This window comes from Phenylobacterium sp. (assembly GCF_025934275.1).
Lineage (GTDB): Bacteria > Pseudomonadota > Alphaproteobacteria > Caulobacterales > Caulobacteraceae > Phenylobacterium.
This window is the reverse complement of record NZ_JAICYI010000001.1, coordinates 145009-167415: the sequence shown is the minus strand read 5'-3', so window position 1 is coordinate 167415 and position 22407 is coordinate 145009. Positions and strand designations below refer to the sequence as shown.

22 protein-coding genes are annotated in these 22407 nt (G+C 70.8%); 10 read left to right on the top strand and 12 right to left on the bottom strand.

Annotation, left to right across the window (positions count from 1 at the left end; genetic code table 11):
* On the top strand, positions 1 to 2106 hold a 2106-nt coding region (infB, locus tag Q0W60_RS00855), incomplete at its 5' end, for a translation initiation factor IF-2 (RefSeq protein ID WP_297691580.1).
* Here the strand turns inward: infB and Q0W60_RS00850 are convergent.
* Complete coding sequence (locus Q0W60_RS00850; RefSeq protein ID WP_297691578.1) at positions 2075 to 2620, bottom strand: GNAT family N-acetyltransferase; 546 nt, start codon at positions 2618 to 2620, stop codon at positions 2075 to 2077. The genes infB and Q0W60_RS00850 overlap by 32 nt on opposite strands.
* Positions 2621 to 2699: 79 nt before the next feature.
* On the opposite strand from Q0W60_RS00850, the gene Q0W60_RS00845 reads away from it, so the two are divergent.
* Positions 2700 to 3473 (top strand): hypothetical protein, encoded by a 774-nt coding sequence (locus Q0W60_RS00845; RefSeq protein ID WP_297691576.1) that lies wholly within the window; start codon positions 2700 to 2702, stop codon positions 3471 to 3473.
* Here the strand turns inward: Q0W60_RS00845 and Q0W60_RS00840 are convergent.
* The 6 genes from Q0W60_RS00840 to Q0W60_RS00815 are packed head-to-tail and all read right to left on the bottom strand — an operon-like array spanning position 3470 to position 9469.
* The gene (locus Q0W60_RS00840; RefSeq protein ID WP_297691574.1) at positions 3470 to 4363 is read right to left on the bottom strand and encodes an RDD family protein; all 894 of its coding nucleotides are present in this window, start codon (positions 4361 to 4363) and stop codon (positions 3470 to 3472) included. The two genes, Q0W60_RS00845 and Q0W60_RS00840, sit on opposite strands and share 4 nt — an antisense overlap.
* Positions 4360 to 5358 carry a stage II sporulation protein M gene (locus tag Q0W60_RS00835; protein ID WP_297691573.1) on the bottom strand — a complete coding sequence of 333 codons (999 nt, stop codon included), beginning with the start codon at positions 5356 to 5358 and terminating at the stop codon, positions 4360 to 4362. Before Q0W60_RS00835 ends, Q0W60_RS00840 begins: the two co-directional genes overlap by 4 nt.
* Entirely contained in the window at positions 5358 to 6671 is a 1314-nt protein-coding gene (locus Q0W60_RS00830) for a DUF58 domain-containing protein (protein ID WP_297691571.1), read from the bottom strand. Before Q0W60_RS00830 ends, Q0W60_RS00835 begins: the two co-directional genes overlap by 1 nt.
* On the bottom strand, positions 6671 to 7627 hold the full coding sequence (locus Q0W60_RS00825; RefSeq protein ID WP_297691569.1) for a MoxR family ATPase: 957 nt from the start codon (positions 7625 to 7627) through the stop codon (positions 6671 to 6673). The genes Q0W60_RS00830 and Q0W60_RS00825 overlap by 1 nt, the downstream gene beginning before the upstream one ends.
* Complete coding sequence (locus Q0W60_RS00820; protein ID WP_297691567.1) at positions 7614 to 8852, bottom strand: hypothetical protein; 1239 nt, start codon at positions 8850 to 8852, stop codon at positions 7614 to 7616. The genes Q0W60_RS00825 and Q0W60_RS00820 overlap by 14 nt, the downstream gene beginning before the upstream one ends.
* A complete protein-coding gene (locus Q0W60_RS00815) occupies positions 8849 to 9469 on the bottom strand; it encodes a DUF4129 domain-containing protein (protein ID WP_297691565.1) in 621 nt (206 codons plus the stop codon). The genes Q0W60_RS00820 and Q0W60_RS00815 overlap by 4 nt, the downstream gene beginning before the upstream one ends.
* A gap of 149 nt (positions 9470 to 9618) precedes the next feature.
* On the opposite strand from Q0W60_RS00815, the gene Q0W60_RS00810 reads away from it, so the two are divergent.
* From Q0W60_RS00810 to pnp, 6 genes are all read left to right on the top strand, one after another.
* Positions 9619 to 10113, top strand: a complete 495-nt coding sequence (locus Q0W60_RS00810) for a DUF2939 domain-containing protein (RefSeq protein WP_297691563.1) — start codon at positions 9619 to 9621, stop codon at positions 10111 to 10113.
* 34 nt (positions 10114 to 10147) lie between these two features.
* Positions 10148 to 10948: a dienelactone hydrolase family protein gene (locus Q0W60_RS00805; protein WP_297691561.1), complete on the top strand. Its 801-nt coding sequence runs from the start codon at positions 10148 to 10150 to the stop codon at positions 10946 to 10948.
* 106 nt (positions 10949 to 11054) lie between these two features.
* On the top strand, positions 11055 to 11573 hold the full coding sequence (gene rbfA, locus Q0W60_RS00800) for a 30S ribosome-binding factor RbfA (protein ID WP_297691559.1): 519 nt from the start codon (positions 11055 to 11057) through the stop codon (positions 11571 to 11573).
* Entirely contained in the window at positions 11573 to 12550 is a 978-nt protein-coding gene (gene truB, locus Q0W60_RS00795) for a tRNA pseudouridine(55) synthase TruB (protein ID WP_297691557.1), read from the top strand. The genes rbfA and truB overlap by 1 nt, the downstream gene beginning before the upstream one ends.
* Positions 12522 to 12791 carry a 30S ribosomal protein S15 gene (gene rpsO / locus Q0W60_RS00790; RefSeq protein WP_297691554.1) on the top strand — a complete coding sequence of 90 codons (270 nt, stop codon included), beginning with the start codon at positions 12522 to 12524 and terminating at the stop codon, positions 12789 to 12791. Before truB ends, rpsO begins: the two co-directional genes overlap by 29 nt.
* Before the next feature lie 197 nt (positions 12792 to 12988).
* Positions 12989 to 15136 carry a polyribonucleotide nucleotidyltransferase gene (gene pnp / locus Q0W60_RS00785; RefSeq protein WP_297691552.1) on the top strand — a complete coding sequence of 716 codons (2148 nt, stop codon included), beginning with the start codon at positions 12989 to 12991 and terminating at the stop codon, positions 15134 to 15136.
* 127 nt (positions 15137 to 15263) lie between these two features.
* On the opposite strand, the gene dnaA is transcribed toward pnp, so the two are convergent.
* From dnaA to mutM, 5 genes are all read right to left on the bottom strand, one after another.
* On the bottom strand, positions 15264 to 16718 hold the full coding sequence (gene dnaA, locus Q0W60_RS00780; protein ID WP_297691550.1) for a chromosomal replication initiator protein DnaA: 1455 nt from the start codon (positions 16716 to 16718) through the stop codon (positions 15264 to 15266).
* Positions 16719 to 17114: 396 nt separating this feature from the next.
* The gene (gene rpsT / locus Q0W60_RS00775; protein WP_297691548.1) at positions 17115 to 17384 is read right to left on the bottom strand and encodes a 30S ribosomal protein S20; all 270 of its coding nucleotides are present in this window, start codon (positions 17382 to 17384) and stop codon (positions 17115 to 17117) included.
* 119 nt (positions 17385 to 17503) lie between these two features.
* Positions 17504 to 18280 (bottom strand): enoyl-CoA hydratase, encoded by a 777-nt coding sequence (locus tag Q0W60_RS00770; protein ID WP_297691546.1) that lies wholly within the window; start codon positions 18278 to 18280, stop codon positions 17504 to 17506.
* 32 nt (positions 18281 to 18312) lie between these two features.
* Positions 18313 to 19194: a TraB/GumN family protein gene (locus tag Q0W60_RS00765; protein ID WP_297691544.1), complete on the bottom strand. Its 882-nt coding sequence runs from the start codon at positions 19192 to 19194 to the stop codon at positions 18313 to 18315.
* Entirely contained in the window at positions 19191 to 20054 is an 864-nt protein-coding gene (mutM, locus tag Q0W60_RS00760) for a bifunctional DNA-formamidopyrimidine glycosylase/DNA-(apurinic or apyrimidinic site) lyase (RefSeq protein ID WP_297691542.1), read from the bottom strand. The genes Q0W60_RS00765 and mutM overlap by 4 nt, the downstream gene beginning before the upstream one ends.
* Positions 20055 to 20116: 62 nt before the next feature.
* Between mutM and Q0W60_RS00755 the strand changes: the two genes are divergently transcribed.
* Positions 20117 to 20875, top strand: a complete 759-nt coding sequence (locus Q0W60_RS00755) for a class I SAM-dependent methyltransferase (protein WP_297691540.1) — start codon at positions 20117 to 20119, stop codon at positions 20873 to 20875.
* A 5-nt stretch (positions 20876 to 20880) separates the two neighbouring features.
* Complete coding sequence (ubiB, locus tag Q0W60_RS00750; protein ID WP_297691538.1) at positions 20881 to 22395, top strand: 2-polyprenylphenol 6-hydroxylase; 1515 nt, start codon at positions 20881 to 20883, stop codon at positions 22393 to 22395.
* Positions 22396 to 22407: the final 12 nt, after the last annotated feature.

Below are 22407 nucleotides of genomic sequence, written 5' to 3'. Positions count from 1 at the left end.
GGCGCCCGCCCCGCCGGCCCGCGGCCGCCGCGCATCGGCCCGGCCGCCCCGCCGGCCGGCCCCGAGATCCAGCGCGCAACCCGCCAGGCGCCGCGCCCCGGCTCGGCCAACCTCGACCGCCGCCCGGACGAGGGGGAAGACGAGCGCCGCGGCAAGGCGGCGCCGTCGAAGGCGATCTCCCGCGCGCGGGGGGCCCCGCAGCGTCGCGAGGGCCGGCTGACCATCCAGGCGGTGGCCGGCGGCGACGAGGAGAGCGTCGAGCGGATGCGCAGCCTGGCCTCGGTGCGCCGGGCCCGCGAGCGCGAGCGCGAGAAGCGCAAGGGCGGCGGCCAGGAGCAGGTGCGCGCCGCGCGCGAGGTGGTGATCCCCGACGTGATCACGGTGGGCGAGCTCGCCAACCGCATGGCGACCCGCGGCGCGGATGTCATCAAGTTCCTGATGCGCCAGGGCGTGATGCTGAAGATCAACGACGTGATCGACAACGACACCGCCGAGCTGGTCGCGACAGAGTTCGGCCACACCGTGCGGCGGGTGTCGGAAGCCGACGTGGAGGAGGGCTTCATCGGCGCCGAGGACGTCGACGAAGCCATGGAGCCCCGGCCGCCTGTGGTGACCGTCATGGGCCACGTCGACCACGGCAAGACCAGCCTGCTCGACGCGCTGCGCTCGACCGACGTGGTGTCGGGCGAGCACGGCGGCATCACCCAGCATATCGGCGCCTACCAGGTCCGGCTGGAGAACGGCCAGCGGGTCACCTTCCTCGACACTCCCGGCCACGCAGCCTTCTCGGCCATGCGCATGCGCGGGGCCAACGCCACCGACATCGTCATCCTGGTGGTGGCGGCCGACGACGGGGTCATGCCTCAGACCGTGGAGGCGATCCAGCACGCGCGGGCGGCCGGCGCGCCGATCATCGTGGCGATCAACAAGATCGACAAACCCGAGGCCGATCCGACGCGGGTGATCAACGAACTGCTGCAGCACGAGATCGTCGTCGAGAGCCTGGGCGGCGACACCCAGGCGATCGAGGTCTCGGCCACCGAGAAGCTCGGGCTGGACGACCTGGTCGAGGCCATCCTGCTGCAAGCCGAGGTGCTGGAGCTGAAGGCCAATCCGAACCGCAACGCCGACGGGGTGGTCATCGAATCCCAGCTCGACCGGGGCCGCGGCGCGGTCTCGACCGTGCTGGTGAAACGTGGAACCCTGAAGCGCGGCGAGATCGTGGTGGCCGGCGCCAACTTCGGCCGGGTGCGGGCGCTGCTCAACGAGCGCAACGAGCAGCTCTCCGAAGCCGGCCCCTCCACGCCGGTGGAGATCCTCGGCCTGGACGGCACGCCCGATCCCGGCGAGCCGTTCGCCGTCGTGGAGACGGAGGCCCGCGCCCGCGAGATCACCGAATACCGCCAGCGCCTGAAGCGCGAGAAGTCCGGCGCGCCGGCGCTCGGCGCTTCGCTCGCCGACATGATGGCCAAGCTCGCCGACAAGAAGGTCTCCGAGCTGCCGGTGCTGATCAAGGCCGACGTGCAGGGCTCGGCGGAGGCCATCGTGGGCTCGCTCGACAAGCTCGCCACCGACGAGGTGCGCGCCCGGATCATCCTCTCGGGGGCCGGCGCGATCAACGAGAGCGACGTGCTGCTGGCCAAGGGCGCCAGCGCGCCGATCCTCGGCTTCAACGTCCGCGCCTCGAAGCAGGCCCGTGAGCTGGCGGAGCGCGAAGGCGTGGAGATCCGCTACTACGCGGTGATCTACGATCTGATCGACGACATCAAGGGCGTGCTCTCCGGCATGCTGGCGCCGATCCAGCGCGAGACCTTTCTCGGCAACGCCGAGGTGCTGCAGGTCTTCGACATCTCCAAGGTCGGCAAGGTCGCCGGCTGCCGCGTCACCGAGGGCGTGGTCCGCAAGGGCGCGCGCGTCCGCATCGTCCGGCAGGACGTGGTGGTGCTCGAGCTCGGCGTGCTGCAGACGCTCAAGCGCTTCAAGGACGAGGTCAACGAGGTGCAGTCCGGCCAGGAGTGCGGCATGGCCTTCCAGGGCTTCCAGGACATCAAGGCAGGCGACGTCATCGAGTGCTTCAACCTCGAAGAGGTGAAGCGGACGCTGTAGGCCGCTCCATCCGGAAGAGCGCGCTCGGCTGATCGAATCCCATGTCGGCGAGGCCTAGAGGGGCCATGCCGATCTTGGCGAGCACCTGCTGCGAGGCGTGGTTCTCTGGATCGGTGAAACCGATCAGGTGATCGCGGTCGGTGTTGGCGAAGAACCAGCGCGCGACGCCGGCCGCGGCTTCTGTCGCGAGCCCCCGGCCCCACCAGTCGCGCTTCAACGCATAGCCGATCTCGGCCTCCGCGCCGCAGCGCTCGCCTTCCCGCGGCCACGGCTCCACGCCGGCGCGGGCCACGAAGGTCCCGTCCTTCAGATGGACGCACCACTTGGAGAAGCCGAACTCCGCCTGCGCCTTGAGCTGACGCTCGAGGGTCGCGCGGAACACGTCCGGCGCCCATGCGCCGCCCAGAAAGCGCTGCACCTCGGGATCGGAATGCAGCTCGACGATCAGCGGCAGATCGTCCGCCGTCCACGGCGTGAAGACCAGGCGCTCGGTTTCGAGGACCGGCTTCACCATGAGCCTTCGCATACCGCTGATCGACAGCCCCCGCGACGCATGTTTAGCTCTGCCCTCAAAGGTTGTGGGAGGGACCAAGGTGGCGGCGATTGCGGACGTTGGCGAGCGCAAGCTCGATATCGGAAGGGTGATCGCCCAGACGTTCAGCGTATTGCGAACGCGAGGGCTGTTGATCTTCGGCCTCACGCTCGTCCTGGCGGGGCTGCCCGCCGTGGCGAATCTCTACTTCATGCGCAGCGCGGTCAGGGGCGGCGTCGCGGCTCTCAATCAACTCTCCACCGTCGCCTATTGGTTCCGGCTGACGATCGGGATCTTCGTGGGATCGTACCTGGCCGTCTGCCTCTTCTTCGTGGCCTTTTCTGAGGCGAGCGGACGTCAGGTGAGCTTGGGCGAAATCGCGGCGCGCGGCCTGCGCTTGTTCTTGCCGCTGTTCATCGTGAACCTGCTGACCGTGATCGCCGTCGTCTTCGGATGCTTCCTGCTGATCGTGCCAGGACTGTTCCTGGCGACCATGTGGTGCGTGACGGGACCGGCCTTGGTGGCCGAACCGATCGGCATGTTCCAGGCCTGGGGTCGCAGCGCCGAGCTGACGCGCAACAACCGTTGGCGCATCTTCGGCCTTTTCGCGATCGTCTTCGTGGTGCTGATGATCATCGACTCCCTCCTGGGCTTCTTCAATGTGGCGGCCCTGGCGTCGGGCCAGCTGTTCTCGCCCATGCGGCTGCTGACCACAGTGCTGATCAGCATCATCTTCAGCGCCATCACCTATACCGGCCTGGCCGTGCTCTATGCCGAGCTGCGCCAACTGAAGGACGGCGCCGGCGGGGAAAGCCTGGCGGCGGTGTTCGACTAAGGCCGGTCGAACTTGTCCTGCCGGCGGTGGCCGAAGAGGGCGCGGGCCTCGAGGCGGGCGCGCAGGGCCGCGTAATAGGCGCTGAGGAAGCTGCGGTCGGGGATGTCGGTCGGCCCGTCCCAGGCGATCTTGACGCGGATGCGGCGCGCCACGTCGGCCATGGTCCGGCGGTCGCCACGGCGGAGCACCTGCTCAAGCACCTGCAGCTCCTTGATGCCATAGGCGTCGACCTGGGCCTCGCTGAAGACCAGGTCGTCCACCGCGCGCTCGGCGACGAGCTCGGGCGGAAGCGTCACCTTCGGCGCCTTGACCACCATGGTGCCGGCCGCGACGTCGCCCAGCCGCAGGCGGTCGCGGTTGAACAGCGGGAACAGCACGAAGACGCCGCTCCAGACCACGCCGCCGAGCCCGATCAGTTCGGCGTCGACGCCCTGGCCGCGGGCCAGGAGGAAGGAGGCGGGCAGGAAGATCTCCAGCTCGCGCATGACGTTGCGCGCGACGACGGCGTCGGCGGTGAGCCGGCCGCCGTCGCGGGCGATGACCCGCAGCCCGACCAGCCGCTTGCCGGGGGTCGCCGCGTGGGGCCCGACCTCGAAAGCGATGAAGTAGCCGTTGCGGAGCAGGAAGGCGCCCAACAGCCAGATGATGAACGCGCCGTCCGCGCCGATCGTGACATTGCGGAAGCCCCAAGCGGCGACGAAAGCCAGGATCGTGAAGCCGATCAGCACGCCCACGATGATCAACGCGTCCAGGACAAAGGCGCTCAGGCGGTCGGCGTACGCGGCCGCGGCGAGCCGCAGGTCCACGCCCTCGGGCGTGACGAACGGGCGCGGCCCGGCCGGCGCGGGGGTCGAGCGAGGCGCCCGCAGCGCGGCGATCGGGCTCCTCACGCGGGGCGGCTCCGCCGCGGCCAGTAGAAGTAGGCCGCCCAGGCGAGGCCGCTCGCCGCGGCGATGGCGTAGCGTCCGAGATCGGCCTGCACGAGCTGACGCGCAAAGCCTTCCAGGAGCGCGGCTGCGAACAGCATGACGACGACCCCGATCATGACCAGCGCGCCGCGGCGTCCGGCCTGGACGGCGGCGTCGAGCCGGCTCCGCTCGCCCGGGAAGCAGACGGCCCAGCCGACCGACAGTCCGGCGGAGCCCGCGAGAGTCACCGCGAACAGCTCGGTCACCCCGTGGATCATCAGCCAGCCAACCGCCTGGAACCCCAGGCCGCGCGCAGCGAAGAGGGCGACGAAGGCCCCGAGCGTCGCGCCGTTGTAGGCGAGCAGCCCCGCCGTCGGCAGGCAGAGCGCGAAGCCCAGCGCAAAGGCGAACAGAGCCAGCTGGGCGTTGTGGGTGAACAGGAAGGTGGCGAGCAGATCCAGCCCCTGGTGGGCGCCGTGGCCGCCGCCGTAGAGGGTCTGGCGCAGGAAGGCCGTGGAGGCGGCGGGATCGCGGCCGCTCGCCAGCGCGCCCGGCACCAGGCCGTAGAACCAGTCCGGATCCTGCCGCACGAGGACATAGGCCGAGGCCCCTGCAACCGCGCCGATCAGCCCGCCCGCGAGCGTCTCGCGCCAGAGGCTGCGCACGGCCTGCGGCCAGTCGCGAGCGAAGAAGCGGGTGAGCCGCTCGAGCGCGCGGGTGCGCGGGCCATAGACGAAGAAGTAGGCCCGCGCGCAGAGGCTCTCGAGATACTGCACGAGCCCGCGATCAAGGGAGATCGAGCGAGCCACCGAAAGCGACGAGAGCGCCTGTCGATAGAGCAGCGGCATCTCAAGCAGCTCGTCGGGTCGGAGCCGGCCCGCCCCGGCCTGGCCCTTGGCGAGCAGGCTCTCCAGGCGGCGCCATTCGGCTTCGCGCTCGGCGCGGAAACGGGCGCTCTTCAGCTGCAGCTCGGCCATCAGAGGAGCTCCCGCCGCTTGATCTCGAAATAGGCGTTGACCAGCGCCGGGCCGACGCCGGAGGCGCTCGCCTCGACCACCTCGACGCCGATCCGCCGCAGCCGCCCGATCACCACCTCGCGCTGCCGCAGCAGGGCGTGGGCGATCACCGCCCGGGAGACGTCGTCGGCGCTCTGCGGCTCGGCGGTGACGAGGGCTTCCAGCTCCTCGTCGCGGAAGGTCACGAACAGCACCAGGTGGGTGCGGGTGAGGCGGGCCACGTTCTCGACCATCAGCTCGGCGGAGGTGGCGTCGACGAAGTCAGTGAAGACGACCACCAGGGCGCGGCGGCTCAACTGGCCGGAAAGGCTGGTCAGCGCCAGGGTGAAGTTGGTCTCCTCCGTGGAGTAGTCGATGCCCGCCGCCAGCCGCTGGATGAGGCCGAAGGCGCGCGCCCCTGCGGCCAGCCCGCTCGCCACGCGCGGGCGGGAATCGAAGGCGAACAGGCCCACGCGGTCGCCGAGCTTGAGGCTGGTGAAAGCCAGCAGCAGGGCGGCGTTGATCGCGTGGTCGATGCGCGGTTCGCCGGCGACGGGCGCACTCATCAGCCGGCCGCTGTCGAGGGCGAGCACGACCTGATGGTTGCGCTCGACCCGGTACTCCCGTCCGACCAGCTCGCCGTGGCGCGCGCTCTGCTTCCAGTCGATGGAGCGCAGGTCCATGCCGGTCTGGAACTCCTTGAGGGCGTGGAACTCGGCCCCCTCGCCGAGATCGAGCTGGGCCTTCTGCCCGAACGGCGCATCGCGCGAGAACAGCCGGAGCGCCTCGTTCTTGACGCCCTGGATGTCGGGGGTGATCGCGATCACGGCCTCCGGCGCCTCGGCGCGCTGACGCCAGACGAGGCCCAGCGGACCGGTCCAGCGAAGCCAGACGCCGCCGAGGCGGCTCTCGCCGCGTCGGCGGGGCGCCAGCGTCAGCGCCGCGGCGGCGCGCCCGGCGACGGTGGCCAACCGCTGGCGCGCCGGATGCGCCTGCAGCCGCTCGTCGCCCGCGACCGCGAGCTCCAGCGCCCGCGGAGCGGCGGCCTCGAAGCGGACCTCCACGCCCAGCGGTGCGGCGCGCCCGACGCCCATGGCGCCAGGGACCTCCAGCTCCAGGGTCAGGGCTTGCGGCGGGACCGCGAGCGCGAGGTCGGCGAGGATCACGGCGGCGATCACCAGCACCCAGGCGGCGGCGACGAGCCACGCCTGCGGCGCGGCCAGGCCAACGAGGAGCGCCGGAAGCGCGCCCGAGGCCATCAGCACGATCGCCCGGCGGGTCGGGTATAGCGTCATCAGCGGGGGGCCGCGGCCCGCTCGACCAGCGCCTCGATCACCTGCTCCGGACGGCGTCCCTCGATCTCCGCGGAGGGCGAGAGGATCACCCGGTGCTGCAGCGCCGGCAGCGCCAGCGCCTTGACGTCGTCGGGGATGGCGTAGTCGCGCCCGTCCAGCGCCGCGCGGGCGCGGGCGGCGAGCGCCAGCTGGGCGGCGCTGCGCGGCGAGGCGCCGCTCTGCAGCTCGGGGGTCGTGCGGGTGGCGCGCACCAGCTCGAGCACGTAGTTGACGATCTCGGGGGTGAGCCGCACCTGCGCCACCGCGGCGTTGGCCCGGGCGATGGTCTTGGCGTCGACGACCGTCTGGACCCCCATCTCGGCGGGATCGGACGGGCCGGCCTGCACGCCGTAGGTCTCGACGATCCGCTGCTCCTCCTCACGGCTCGGATAGGCGAGCACGTGCTTGAACAGGAACCGGTCGAGCTGCGCCTCCGGCAACGGATAGGTGCCCTGCTGCTCCAGCGGGTTCTGGGTGGCCACGACCATGAACCGGGCGCTGAGCTCGTGCGAGCGGCCGTCGATGGTCACGCGGCGCTCCTGCATGGCCTCCAGGAGGGCGGCCTGGGTCTTCGGCGGCGTCCGGTTGATCTCGTCGGCGAGCAGCAGCTCGCAGAACACCGGCCCCTTGGTGAGCGTGAAGGCGCTCGTCTGGAAGTTGAAGACGTTGGCCCCGATGATGTCGGCCGGCATCAGGTCGGGCGTGAACTGGATGCGGCCGAAGCCCAGCTTCAGGGTGCGGGCGAAGCACTGGGCCAGGAAGGTCTTGGCCGTGCCGGGCGGACCCTCCAGGAGCACATGGCCGCGCGCGAACAAGGCGACCAGCAGGAGGTCCACGGTCTCGGCCTGGCCGACGATGGCCTTGCCGACCTCCTCGCGCACCCGCGCGCCCAGCGCCTTCACTTCATCGACCGTCACGCGTCATCTCCCGTCTCCAGCGATAGAGCTTGCGGCCGACTGCGAGCACGTCGTCCGGTGTCGCGGCGCGCGCGGCCTCGGCGGCGAGCACGTCGGGCGGCTCCAGGCCGCGCCGGCGGGCCAGGGCTTCCAGCCGGAGTTCGGCGTCCGCGCCGTCGCTGCCCGCCGCGCGGACCACCAGCGCCTTCGCGAGGTCGACGTAGCGCGGCGCGAGCGCCGCCTCCTTGCGCGCCAGCCGCACAAGGCCCGCCGAATTGTCGACCAGCGCGCCGGAGCCGAGCGCGATGGCGCGGCCGCCCTCGTGCGCCGGGCCGAAACGGGCCAGCGCGTGCAGGAACATCAGCACGCCCGCCGCGGCCGCGCAGATGGTGGCGGCGAGCCAGGGCGGCTCGAGGAGCAGCTTGCCGAGGCTCTGCGTGCGGGCGAAGCCTTGCAGGGTGACGTCGAACACCACGGCGCTCCCCTTCAGCGCCTCGATCACCGCGACGCCGCCGCGCGCGTTGGCGAGTTGGGCGAGGCCCTGGTTGTTGAGAAGGTCAGGGTCGGCAAGCACGAAGACGTCGGGGTGAGCGTGCGCGTGCGCCAGCACGACCCCGCCGGTCTCGTCGGTGAGCACCGGGACCCACTCCGGGCCCGCAAGGGTCTGCAACCGGTCGATGCGGCCGAGCGGCAGGACGCGGCCGGAGGCGAACGGCTGGCCGGCGGCGAGCAACACCGGCCGCGACCACCCGGGGCGCTGGCGCAGCGTGGTCGAGGGCGCGAACGGCGAGAGCAGGCGCCTGGACCAGCCCCGATCCTCCAGCACGCCCGTCTTCTTCACGAACCGCGGCTGCTCCGGATCCGGCATCGCCAGCCACTTCGGCATGACGATCAGCAGATGCGAATAGTCGGAGAAGGCGTTCAGCTCGTGGGGCGCCGTCATCGGGCCGGGCGTGAGCACAAGGAGCGCGCTTGCGCTCACGTGCTGGGTGGGCCTGGGCAGGGTGCGGTTGAGGACGACGGGCTCGCCGAGGGCCTTGAGCAGGATGGTCGCGCCGCGGAAGCCGACCGCGGAGGACGACAGCGCATGCGCCCCGCCGTCGGATCCGGCGCGCAGGTCCGGCGCATAGACCGCCAGCACCGACAGCCCGGCGAAGGCGACCACGCCGATCAGGACAAGCGCCAGCACCGCGCGGGGCGAGAAGCCGGAGGCGACAGACGCTGGCGACTGTGTCCCGGCGGTCACTGCCAGTCCTCGGCGAAGGCGAAGGCCTCGTAGTCGCCGCGCGCCTGCCGGAAGTCGGCCTCGCCGGCGGCGCGTCCGCCGAAGAAAGTGCGCTCGACGACCTCGGCGATGCGCGCGAACGCGGCGCGCGCGGTCTCCGGCATCGGCGTGCGGACCACGATCTCGCGGCTGGTGAGCGCCGAAGGGACCGCGCCCGCGCGCTTGGCGGCGATGTCCTCGATCGAGCGGAACAGCAGCAGGTGGATGGCTTCGGCGAACTCGCCGGCGCGGGCCAGCGCGTCGGCGTCTTCCAGCAGCGCGCGGGCCTGCGCAGCCTCCGGCCGCCAGTCGGCCGGCGAGGTGGCGGCCTTCCGGCGGCGATAGCGCACCGGGACCAGGTCCCTGAGCGCGATCCACAGGAGCCAGACGACGCCGACGATCACCCCGCCCCAGAAGACGTACTTCAGGACCGGGACGGCCACCGCCAACGCACGCAGCAGCGGCTCGAGCCAGCCGGGCGGCTCCGGGATCGGCACGGCGGCGAAATCGAATTGCAGGCCGCGCGTCGCCAGCAGGGCGCGGTGCGCCGCCGCGAGCTTGGCCTCGTCCAGGTCCGCCGCGATCGCAACCGCCGTCAAAGTCCTGCTCCGGCGCGCCCCCGTGAGTCGCGGCTCCGACGCTAGCAGGGCGCAGGTTGACTGCGAAGCGCGATGCGCGGAGAGGGCGATGCCGGTCGTGATCTGGCCGCGATCTTGCGGTAGAGTTCGGGCCCTGCTGGGATGATGCGATGCGCCGCCCGATCCTGATCGCCCTGGCCGCCGCGAGTCTCGCGGCGTGCGCCTCGATGCAGCGGCTGGATGCGGCGAACGACGTGCATGCGTTGCTGCTGGCGATCCGCGACGATGACCAGCAGGCGTTCGACGCCCATGTCGACCGGCCGGCGCTGAAGCGGGCCATCGAGGCCACGATCGAGCAACGGGCGTCGAAGCGCTACGGCGACATCGCGAGCCTGCTGGCCCCGGGGCTTGCGGAGTTCGCGGGCGACACGCTCGTCCAGCCCGGCGTCTTCAAGCTGGTGGCGCGGCAGTACGGCTATTCCGACCAGGCCCGGATCCCCGGCCCGATGGCCATCGCCGGCGCCTTGAAGCCCCTGCCCGACGGCCGCGTCTGCGCGGTCAAGAAGAAGGACGGACCCTGCGTGCTGGTGTTCACCAAGGAGCAGGGCGTCTGGAAGCTCACCGGCTTCGAGGGCCAGATTTCCGACCTGCGCCTGAAGCTGTGAGGCTCTAAGCTCGCCGTCCGGACGGGAGGCGATGATGAGCCACGAAGCCGCGTTGTCGGATTACGAGAAGTTCCGGTTCGACGACGGCCGCTGGACCCGCGAGGTCTATCGGCGCGGCGCGGGCCCCGCGGTGATCGTGATCCACGAGATGCCCGGGCTGCATCCGCTGGTGATCCGGTTCGCCGACCGGGTGGCGGAGGCGGGGATGACGGTGTTCTGCCCGGTGTTGTTCGGCGTGCCGGGCCGCCCGGCGACCCATCCGGGCAGCGTGCTCACCATGCTGGGCGGCATGTGCGTGCGGCGCGAGTTCAACGCCTGGGCGGGCGGCAAGTCGTCGCCGATCGTGGACTGGCTCCGGGCCCTGGCGCGCAAGGCGCACGCCGAATGCGGCGGCAAGGGCGTGGGCGCGGTCGGGATGTGCTTCACCGGGGGCTTCGCGCTCGCCATGGTGACCGAGCCGGCGGTGGTAGCCCCGGTGCTATCGCAGCCCTCGCTGCCGCTGCCGATGGGGCCGGGCAAGGCGAGCCGCGAGGCGGCGATCGACGCCTCGCCGGCCGAAGTCGCCTGCGCCCGGCGCCGTCACGCCGAGGAAGGGCTCACGGTCCTTGGGCTCCGCTTCCGCGGCGACCCGTTCGTCGGCGATGGCCGATTCGACACCCTCAAGCGCGAGCTGGGCGATGCGTTCGAGGCCATCGAGCTCGACCCGCAGGACGCCGCGCCCGGACCTTTGGCCCATCCGCACTCGGTGCTGACCGTCAACCTGGCGGAGACCGGCCCCACCAAGGCCGCCGAGCAGAGGGTGATCGCCTTCTTCCGCGAGCGGACGGGGGCCTGAGGCGCCAAGCGGAATGCGGGATGACAGGGCGCGGGTAAGGCGCTAGAGCCCCGCGCTTCCCCTGAGGGCCGCGTCCGATCCGCGCTCCAGGCAAGAGGCTCGAGACATGTCGCGTCACTCCCATTCCTCGCGGGCCCGTTCGCGCAGCCAGGCGCAGGGGCCTTCGCAGCGGCAGCTTCGCGCCGGCGAGCTGGTGCGCCACGCCCTGGTGGAGATCCTGCGCGAGGCGGACATCGCCGACCCGGCGCTGGAGGGCGTCTCGGTCACCGTCACCGAGGTCCGCGTCAGCCCGGACCTGCGGCACGCCACCGTGTTCGTCGAGCCGCTGGGCGGCGGCCATGCCGCGGAGGTGGTCGAGGGCCTGAACCGGCATGCGCGCTTCCTGCGCGGGCGGCTGGGGCACGCCATCGAACTGAAGTTCACGCCGGACCTGAAGTTTGTCCACGACCAGAGCTTCGACGAAGCGGCGCGGATGGACCGGCTGTTCGCCGATCCGCGCGTGAAACGCGACCTGTCCTCCCCTTCAGGCGAAGATGGCCGCAGGGCGGAGGGGGACGCCCCGGACGCTACGGATGAACTCGCCTCACCGCTTGGCGGCGCTCCCCCTGAAGGGGAGCATCACTGATGGGGCGGCGGCGGAAGGGCGATCCGGTCTCGGGCTGGATCAACCTCGACAAGCCCTCCGACCTCACCTCCACCCATGCGGTCAGCCGCGTGCGGCGGATCTTCAACGCCCGGAAGGCGGGCCACGCCGGAACCCTCGATCCGCTGGCCACGGGCATCCTGCCGATCGCGCTCGGCGAGGCGACCAAGACGGTCCCCTTCCTGATGGACGCCGACAAGGCCTACCGCTTTGAGATCGCCTGGGGCCGAACCACCGCGACCCTCGATCGCGAGGGCCCTGTCCTGGCGGAATCCGCGGTCCGGCCGAGCCCTGAGCAGGTCGCAGCCGCGCTGCCGCAGTTCGTGGGCGATATCCGCCAGGTCCCGCCGGCTTATTCCGCGATCAAGGTGGCTGGAGCGCGCGCCTACGACCTGGCGCGCGCCGGCGAGACCGTCCAGCTCGAAGCGCGCACCGTGGTGATCCACGCCGCCCGCGTGGCGGATGCGCCGGGCGCCGACCGCATCGTGCTGGAGATCGAGTGCGGCAAGGGAACCTACGTCCGCGCCCTGGTCCGCGACCTGGCCGCGGCGTTGGGCGCCTGCGGCCATGTGGCCGAGCTCCGCCGCACCCGCGTGGGCGCGTTCACCGAAGCCTCGGCGGTGACGCTGGAATATCTTGAGGATTTGGGGCATAAGGCCCGCCAGTCGGAGGCCCTGCTTCCGGTCGAGACCGCGCTGGACGACATCCCGGCGCTGGCCGTGACCGACGAAGACGCTTTCCGACTGAAGCAGGGACGATCGATCGTTCTCGTTCCCCGACAGGTCGACGCGGTGAAGGCCAGGCTCAAGCCCGGCTCGCGCACCGTTTCAGCCACGGCGGGCGGTTCGGTGGTCGCGCTCTGCGAGATGCGCGCGGGCCGGCTCGAACCCTCGCGCGTCTTCCACCTTGAAAAGAGCGGAGACAGACCCGATGTCGATTACGGCCGAACGCAAGGCTGAACTCATCAAGACCCATGCCCGCGGCGACGCGGACACGGGAAGTGCGGAAGTCCAGGTGGCCATCCTGTCCGAACGGATCGCCAACCTCACCGAGCACTTCAAGACCCACAAGAAGGACAACCACTCGCGCCGGGGCCTGCTGAAGCTTGTGTCCCAGCGGCGCTCACTGCTCGATCACCTGAAGACGTCGGACGAAAGCCGCTACCAGACGCTGATCGAGAAGCTGGGCCTGCGCAGGTAGGCCCATCCAGTTCCGCCGCTCTTCCGCGACAGGCCGGAAGATGAAAGCGGCGGCCCCGAGGGCGAAGGCCTTCGATCCGTACGCCGAGGGTTCAATCGAAATCCTCACGGGCCTGTTCGAATGGAGAGGATTTCGGAAAACCGACGCCCTGTCCGCCCCCGCCGGGAATCCGCCCGCGGGATGAGAAAGAAGCAGAAATGTTCGACATCAAACGCAAGACGATCGACTGGGGCGGGCGCAAGCTCACCCTGGAAACCGGCCGCATGGCCCGCCAGGCCGACGGCGCGGTGCTCGCCACCTACGGTGAGACCATGGTGCTGGCGACGGCGGTGTTCGCCAAGCAGGCCAAGGCCGGTCAGGATTTCTTCCCCCTGACCGTCAACTACCAGGAGAAATTCTACGCCGCCGGCAAGATCCCCGGCTCCTTCCCCCGCCGCGAAGGCGCCCCCTCCCAGAAGGAGACGCTGACCTCCCGGCTGATCGACCGGCCGATCCGGCCGCTGTTCGTGAAGGGGTTCAAGAACGAGGTGCAGGTGGTGGCGACGGTGCTCGCCCACGACCTGGAGAACGATCCCGACATCGTGGCCCTGGTCGCCTCCTCCGCGGCGCTGGTGCTGTCGGGCGTGCCGTTCATGGGCCCGATCGGCGCAGCCCGCGTGGGCTTCATCGACCGCCAGTACGTGCTCAACCCGACCCTCGACCAGATGAAAGAGGGCAATCGGATGGACCTGGTCGTGGCCGGCACCGCCGAAGCCGTGATGATGGTGGAATCCGAGATCCAGGAGCTCTCCGAGGATGAGGTCCTGGGCGGGGTCACCTTCGCGCACAAAGAGATGCAGCCGGTGATCGATGCGATCATCGAGCTGGCCGAGCACGCCGCCAAGGAGCCCTTCGACTTCGAGGCGGAGGACACCGACAAGCTGAAGGCCGAGCTCAAGAAGCTCATCGGCAAGGACCTTCGAGCCGCCTACGAGATCAAGGGCAAGGCCGAGCGCCATGCGGCGATCGGCGCGGCCAAGGACAAGGGCGCAGCCGCGCTCGCCAAGTCGGAGTCCAAACCCGACGGCGCCGATCCGCAGAAGCTCGCCGGCGTGTTCAAGGACCTCGAAGCCGACATCGTCCGCCGCGACATCCTGGAGCGCGGCGTGCGCATCGACGGCCGGCGGGTGGACCAGGTCCGCCCCATCGTGTGCGAAGTGGGCGTGCTGTCCCGGGCCCACGGCTCGGCGCTGTTCACCCGCGGCGAGACCCAGGCGCTGGTCGTGGCGACCCTGGGCACCGGCGAGGACGAGCAGCTGATCGACGCCCTCGAAGGCAAGCGCTACGAGAACTTCATGCTGCACTACAACTTCCCGCCGTTCTCGGTGGGGGAGACGGGCCGCATGGGCGCGCCCGGGCGGCGCGAGGTCGGCCACGGCAAGCTCGCGTGGCGGGCGATCCGGCCGATGCTGCCCTCGGCCGAGGAGTTCCCCTACACGCTGCGCCTGGTCTCTGAGATCTTCGAGTCCAACGGCTCGTCGTCGATGGCCTCGGTCTGCGGCTCGTCGCTGGCGCTGATGGATGCGGGCGTGCCGCTCAAGAAGCCGGTCTCCGGCATCGCCATGGGCCTGATCCTCGAGAAGGACGGGTTCGCGGTGCTCTCCGATATCCTGGGCGACGAGGACCACCTGGGCGACATGGACTTCAAGGTGGCCGGCACGCACGAGGGGATCACCTCCCTGCAGATGGACATCAAGATCCCCGGCATCACCGAGGCGATCATGCGCCAGGCGCTGGCCCAGGCGAAGGATGGGCGCGAGCACATCCTTGGCGAGATGGGCAAGGCCATGGAGGCGCCGCGCGCCCACCTCGGCGAGTACGCGCCGAAGATCGAGACCATGAAGATCCCGGTCGACAAGATCCGCGAGGTGATCGGCTCCGGCGGCAAGGTGATCCGCGAGATCGTCGAGAAGACCGGCGCGAAGATCGACATCGGCGAAGACGGTACGATCAAGATCGCGGCCGCCGAGCAGGCGAAGATCGACGCCGCGCGGGAGTGGATCAAGGGCATCACCTCGGAACCCGAGGTGGGCCAGATCTACACCGGCAAGGTGGTCAAGATCGTCGACTTCGGCGCCTTCGTGAACTTCTTCGGCTCGAAGGACGGCCTGGTGCACGTGAGCCAGATCGCCAATCACCGGGTCGACAAGGTCTCCGACGTGCTGCGCGAGGGCCAGTCCGTGAAGGTCAAGCTCCTCGGCTTCGACGATCGCGGCAAGACCCGGCTCTCCATGAAGATCGTCGACCAGGAGACCGGCGAGGATCTCTCCAAGAAGCAGGAGCAGCCGGAGCCGGCGGAGGCGTAGGACGCCTCAGCCCATCGGCGGAACGGATCGGGGCGGCTGCAGTGATGCAGCCGCCCCTTTCCTTTGAGCGGCAAGCAAAAGGCCCGCCTCGCGGCGGGCCTCCCGTCTCTCTCCAGGGTAACTCGGCTCAGCCGCGCAGCTTGCGCAAGAGGACATCCAGGTCGCGGGCGATGCCGGCGTCCTCGCTCTTCAGCGACTCGATGCGGCGTACCGCATGCAGCACGGTGGTGTGGTCGCGGCCGCCGAAGCGGCGGCCGATATCGGGCAGCGAACGCGTCGTCACCTGCTTGGCGATCCACATGGCGACCTGCCGCGGACGCGCGACCGCGCGCGCCCGGCGCTCGGAGATCAGGTCCGCCTGTTTCAGGCTGTAGTGCTCGGCGACCAGCTTCTGGATCATGTCGACCGTGACGCGCCGCTCGTTGCAGGAGAGGTGCGGCCGCAGGATCGATTGCGCGTCATCGAGCGTGAGCGCGGCCAGCTGGCTGCCGACCCGGGCGACGAGGGTGTTCAACGCGCCCTCGAGCTCGCGAACGCTGTCGGTAAAGCGGTCGGCGAGGAACTGCAGCACCTCCGGCCGGGCCTCGGCCCGGAAGCCCCCCTGGCCGGCGAGCGTGGCGAGCTTGCGCTGAAGGATGCCCAGCCGCAGGTTGCGGTCGGCGGGCTCGATGCCGCAGACCAGTCCCGCCTGCAGGTGCGAGCGCAGCCTGGGCTCCATCTCGGAGATCTCGGTCGGCGAGCGGTCGGCGGTCATCACCACGCGGCGGCCGTCCTCCACCAGCGCGATCAGCGTGTGGAACAGCTCCTCCTGGGTGGTGGGCTTGCCGGCCACGAAGTGGACGTCGTCGATGAGCAGCAGGTCGGCGTTGCGCAGCTCGTCCTTGAACGCCGCCGTCTGGCGATCCTGCAGGGCCTTGACGAAGGTGCTCGTGAACCGCTCGGCGGTCAGATAGACCACGCGCCGGCTGGGCTCCTGACGGATGGCGGCCCAAGCCAGCGCGTTCAGCAGGTGGGTCTTGCCGAATCCATACGGGCCATGGAACAGCACCGGATTGAAGTAGCCGTCGGCCCAGGAAGCGACGCGCTGGGCCACGGAATAGGCGAACTCGTTGGCCGGCCCAGCCACGAAGGTGTCGAAGGTGAAGCGCTCCTGCAGGCCGAGCAGCCGGCCCTGCCGGGCGGCCACCGGCGCCACCTCGGCCTCCACCTCGAAAATGGTCGGCGCCACGGCAAGCGCATTGGCCGCGGCGGGCGGCATGGCCGCCGAGAACGCGCCCACGGAATCCACCTCCAAGCGACTCTTCAGGTCCAGGCGACGGCCCATCGGGTCGTGCTGCGTCCACAGCTCGCCGATGCGCCGCCAGGCATACCGGCGGATCCAGTCGCGCGCCACCCCCGTGGCCGCCACCAGGCACACCTCGTCGCCCATCTCACGCAGCGACGCCTGGCCGAGCCAGGAGCCGAACGTGGCTTCGCCCAACTCATGCTTGAGAACCTGGCTTGTCCTTGTCCACACGGCCGAAGCCGGCGCGTTCGCCATAGCTCCCGCAGCCCCCCCGCTGATCATCCCTGCCAACCCCATCCACCCGCCGGCCGACCCCCGAGACCCCACGCCCCAGTCGGCTTTTTCTCAGCACGCACAAGCTCTTATCCGGCGAACGCATGAGCTCCGCCGGCGCCCCGTTTTTTGATCCGGGATCAGTTCAAGACGCCTGTAAGACCTGTGAGACTAGTCGGGGGGAAAGGCCGGTCAACGGGGATTCTTAGCGGCCCTGCTTGATATTTTCGTTGACTCGCCGCCAGCCCTTTTTGCGCAAAGGGAAACTCTGCTTTTGGGCCGCCGAAGGTGGGAACTTTCGCCGCATGAGTCGCACCAGGCTGGCCCGGGGAGGGCATAAAAAAGCGCCCGGGCGGGCGCTTTTCGGTGGGTCCAATTCCTATGGGATCAGCCGGGGTGAGCTCCGCCCGGCAGACGCGCTCACGCGGCCGAGAGCTTCTTCAACTGGGCCGCCAGCCGCGAGACCTTCCGCGAGCCGGTGTTCTTGTGGATCACGCCCCGGGACACGGCGCGCATCACCTCCGACTGGGCCTCGATGAACGCCGCCCGGGCCTTCCCCGCGTCGCCGGCGCTGATCGCTTCCTCGAACATCCGCAGGTAGGTCCGCACCCGCGAGCGGCGCGATTTGTTGACTTCGGTGCGGCGGGCGATCTTGCGGACCGCCTTCTTGGCGCCGGGCGTGTTGGCCATACTTCAGCTCTTTGCAAAATGCGTCGCGCCCGGCGCGCCGGGCGTCAAAATCGGAGGCGCGGATATACGCGGGGGGCGGGCTCGGGTCAATGCCGCGACGCCCCGCAGCCCGTGGGCGGCTAGCGCCCGGTGAACGTCGGCGGCCGCTTTTCGAGGAAGGCGGCCATGCCCTCCTTCTGGTCATCGAAGGCGAACAGTGAATGGAACAGCCGCCGCTCCATGGCGACGCCGGTCGAAAGCGTGGTCTCGTAGGCGGCGTTCACCAACTCCTTGTTCATCATCACGGCCAGCGGCGACTGGGCGGCGATCTTCTTGGCGGCGGCCATCGCCTCCTCGATCAGCCTATCGACCGGCACGACGCGCGAGACGAGGCCGGCGCGCTCCGCCTCGGCGGCGTCCATCATGCGGGCGGTGAGCACCATTTCCATGGCCTTCGATTTGCCGACGAAGCGGGTCAGGCGCTGGGTGCCGCCGATGCCGGGCATGACGCCCAGGTTGATCTCCGGCTGGCCGAACTTGGCGGTGTCGGCGGCGATGATGAAGTCGCAGAGCATGGCGAGCTCGCAGCCGCCGCCCAGGGCGTAGCCGGCGACCGCGGCGATGATCGGCTTGCGGACCTGCTCCAGCCGGCGCGCGCCGGCGGTGAAGAAGTCGGTGGCGAACATCTGCGCGTAGGTCTTGTCGGACATCTCCTTGATGTCCGCGCCGGCCGCGAACGCCCGCTCGGAGCCGGTGAGCACGAGGCAACGGACGGCCTCGTCGGCCTCCGCCTCGTCCAGCGCCTGGGCGAGCTCCTGCAGGAGGCGGCCGTTCAGCGCGTTCAGCGCCTGCGGTCGGTTCAGCCGGATCAGGGTCACGGCTTCGTCGCGCTCGACGATGAGGGTCTCAAAGCTCATGGCGGGCTCCGGGTGGGTCTCGTTTCGGCCGCTTAAGGCCCCTCGACGGAATAGCCAAGCGACCTCAGGCGGGCCGGCAGGCCTTCAGGCCCGATCAGGTGGCCGACGCCGACCACGATCACGGTGCGGCCGTGCCCCTTGAGGCGGCCGCGGATCACCTTCAGCCAGCGCTCGTTGCGCTCGACCACGATGCGCCGGAAGAGGTCCGGGGAGGCTTGCCGCAAGGGCCGCAGGGCCTCGCGATCCAGGGCCGCCACGTCACCGGCCATCCAGGCGCGGAGCAGGCTGGCGAACTCGTCGGGATCGGATTCCATCTCCTTGACGGTCTCGTCGAGGGAAGCGACCTGCTCGGGCAGCGGAGTCTCGGCGAAGATCTTCAGCTGCTGCTCCGGCGTCTCGAAGGCGAACCGCCGGGCGGCGCGCGGCGCCTCGGCCTCGATCGCTTGCTCCACGCCGGAACTGGTGTCGGCGCCCGCCTTGCGATAGGTCGCGCCGGCCAGCGCGATCTCCGCAAGCCAGGGCTGCAGCCGGTCCAGGAGCATGGTCGAGACCCCGTAGGCGTCAGCCACGCGGGACATGCGGGTCGCGTCGGCCGGCCCGACCAGCCTGAACAACGACTGGTCGGGCGCGAGCACGCCCAGGTGCGTGGCGAGCTCGGCGGTCCTCGCCTGGGTCGCCGCATCGACCGGAAGCTCGAACCAGATCTCGTCGGCCCGGGCGATGGCGCGCTTCAGGGCCGGCGGCTCCCAGATCAGGCCCGGCGGCAGGACATGCACGGAGCCGAACAGCACCACCTGCGCGCGGTGGGACTTGACGACCCAGACCGGCGGCTCGGCCGCGGCGAGCGGCGCTCCCGCCAGCAGGCCCGCGGTGAGCAGGATCGCCCCCCAGAGCGCGCGGACGCGGCGCCTCATCGCTGGCAGACCGGGCAGTGGAAGGTGGAGCGGCCCGCCTGGACGCGGCGGGCGATCACCCCCTCGCAGCCCGGGTTCGCGCATGGCCGGCCGGCCCGGTCGTAGACCCGGAAACGGTGCTGGAAATAGCCCAGCGCGCCATCGGCCTGGGCGTAGTCGCGCAGGCTCGAGCCGCCGGCGGCGATGGCCTCGGCGAGCACCGCCTTCACCGCCGCGACCAGCCGCGCCAGCCTGGGACGCGAGATGCGGCCGGCGGCGCGGAACGGCGAGATCCGTGCCCGGTGCAGCGCCTCGCAGACATAGATGTTGCCGAGCCCGGCCACGATTCTCTGGTCGAGCAGCAGGGTCTTGGGGCCCTGCCGGCGCCCCGCGAAGGCCCGCACGAGGTGAGCCGCGTCGAAGCCCTCAGACAGCGGCTCCGGGCCGAGGCCCGCGAACCAGGGATGCAGGTCCATGGTCGCGGTGTTGACGAGCGCCATGTAGCCGAAGCGGCGCGGGTCGTAATAGGTGATCTTGGTCCCGACGTCGGTCTCGAAGACGACATGGGCGTGCCTCGGATCCGGAACGGCGGCGTAGTGGAACTCGCCCGGCCGGTCGGCCCCGCGCGCGCCGGCGATCTCGAAGCGGCCGCTCATGCCGAGGTGCATGACCAGCGTGTCCTCGCGATCGAGACGGGCCAGCAGATATTTGGCGCGGCGCTCCAGCCGGACGACGCGCGCGCCGGTGAGCGCCTGGACGAAATTCTGCGGCAGCGGGAAGCGCAGGTCGGGGCGGCGCGCCTCCACGTGGGCCAGTCTCTGGCCCTCGAGCACGGGGGCCAGGCCGCCCCGAACGGTTTCGACCTCGGGCAGTTCAGGCATGTCGCCAAGCCTTGGCACGGCCGGGATGGCGCGCCAAGGGCCGCCGGTCTAAGACGGCGCGCATGACCGAAGCCCCCGCCACCTTCGGATTCCGCGACGTCGACCCCAAGGCCAAGCCGAGCCTGGTGCGCGGCGTCTTCGACCGGGTGGCGCGCCGCTACGACCTGATGAACGACCTGATGAGCGCGGGCGTGCACCGGCTCTGGAAGGATGCGGTCGCGGCCCGGCTCAACCCGCAGCCCGGCGAGACGATCATCGACTGCGCGGGGGGCACCGGCGACATCGCGCGCCGGCTGGCGCGGATGGCCAGGCGCGCGCAGCTGCGCCGCGGCGGCCCGGACGCGAAGGTGCTGGTCGTCGACTACAATGCCGAGATGATCGCCGCCGGCCGGGCGCGCGGCGTCGCGCCGGAAATCTGCTGGGCGGTGGGCGACGCCCAGGCGCTGCCGCTGCCCGGGGCCTGCGCCGAGGCCTATGTGATCGCCTTCGGCATCCGCAACGTCACCGACATCTCCGCGGCGCTGCGCGAGGCTCGACGGGTGCTGAAGCCCGGCGGCCGGTTCCTGTGCCTGGAGTTCTCCAGGCCGGTCACCGCGGCCCTGCGGCGCGCCTATGACGCCTATTCCTTCAAGGTGATCCCCGAGATCGGCGCGCGGGTCGCCGGCGACCGCGAGGCCTACCAGTACCTGGTGGAGAGCATCCGCCGCTTCCCGGACCAGGCGCGGTTCGCCGGCATGATCCGGCAGGCCGGGTTCTCGCTCGTGGACGTGACCAACTTCTCCGGGGGCGTGGCGGCCCTGCACACGGCGCGGGCGATCTGAGCCCGATGAGCGGGCCTGCGGCTTTCGGCCGTCTGATCGGCGCGGCCTGGACCCTGGCGCGCAGCGACGCGCTGCTGCCCCGCGAGCTGGATCCGCTCTATTCATCCGGCGTGCGCACCCTCTCGAACGCCCTGCGGCTGCTCGCGGGGCGGGAGGCCCAGGCGGGGCGGCCCGGCGAGCGGCTGGCGCGGGCGCTGGAGAGCCTTGGGCCGGTGGCGATCAAGCTCGGCCAGCTGCTCTCCACCCGCGCGGACATCTTCGGACCGCAGTTCGCCGAGGATCTCTCGCGGCTGAAGGACCGGCTCGACCCGTTCCCGACGGCGCTCGCCCGGGCGGAGGTGGAGCATGCCCTCGGGCGGCCGATCGAGAGCCTGTTCGCCCGCTTCGGCGAGCCGGTGGCCGCGGCATCTCTGGCGCAGGCGCACGAGGCCGTGCTGCTCGACGGCCGCAACGTGGCGGTCAAGGTGCTGCGGCCCGGGATCGCCCGGCGGGTGGCCGAGGACGCCGAGGCGCTGGCGCTGGCGGCGCGGCTGGTTGAGCGCTGGGCTGCGCCGGCCCGGCGCCTGGAGCCGCGGGCGTTCGCCGCGACCGTCATCCGCGCGACCGAGCTCGAGCTCGACCTCAGGCTGGAGGCGGCGGGCGCCGACGAGCTCTGCGAGGTGATGGCCAAGGACGGCTACATGCGCGCGCCGGCCGTCGTCTGGGAGGGCGTCGGCAAGCGCGTGCTGACCATGGAGTGGGCCAAGGGCGTCCCGCTGTCGGACGCGGGCGCGCTCGATCAGCCGGGGCTGGACCGCAAGGCGCTGGCCGACAACCTGATCCGCGCCTTTCTCGCCCAGGCGCTCGACCACGGCGTGTTCCACGCCGACCTGCACGAGGGCAACCTGTTCGTGGCCCCGCCGGCCCAGCTGACGGCCGTGGACTTCGGCATCATCGGCCGGCTGGGCGCGTCCGAGCGGCGCTACCTGGCGGAGATCCTCTGGGGCTTTCTGGAGCGCGACTACGAGCGGGTCGCACGGGTGCATTTCGAGGCGGGCTACGTGCCGGCCGGCCACAGCGTCCCGGCCTTCGCCCAGGCGCTGCGGGCGGTGGGCGAGCCGGTGTTCGGACGCGCCGCCAGCGAGGTCGCGATGAGCCGGGTGCTGACCCAGCTGTTCGAGATCACCGCGCTCTTCGACATGCGGCTGCGGCCCGAGCTCGTGCTGCTGCAGAAGACCATGATGACCGTCGAGGGGGTGGCGCGGCGGATCTATCCCGACCACGACATCTGGTCGGCGGCCGAGCCGGTGGTGCGCCGCTGGATCACCCGCGAGCTGTCGCCGGTGACGCAGGTCCGGCGTTTCGCCGAAGACCTGGCGGGCGCGGCCCGCAGCCTCGCGAAGATGGCCGAGGCGCCGTTCCTCAAGGCCGAGCGGGTGATCCACGAGATCCACCACATCTCGCCGCTGCCCTGGTTCGCCCTGGGCGCCCTGCTGTCCGGCGCGGCCTTCCTGCTCGGCGTGCTCTTGCTGCACCACTGAGCCGCGAGGCGG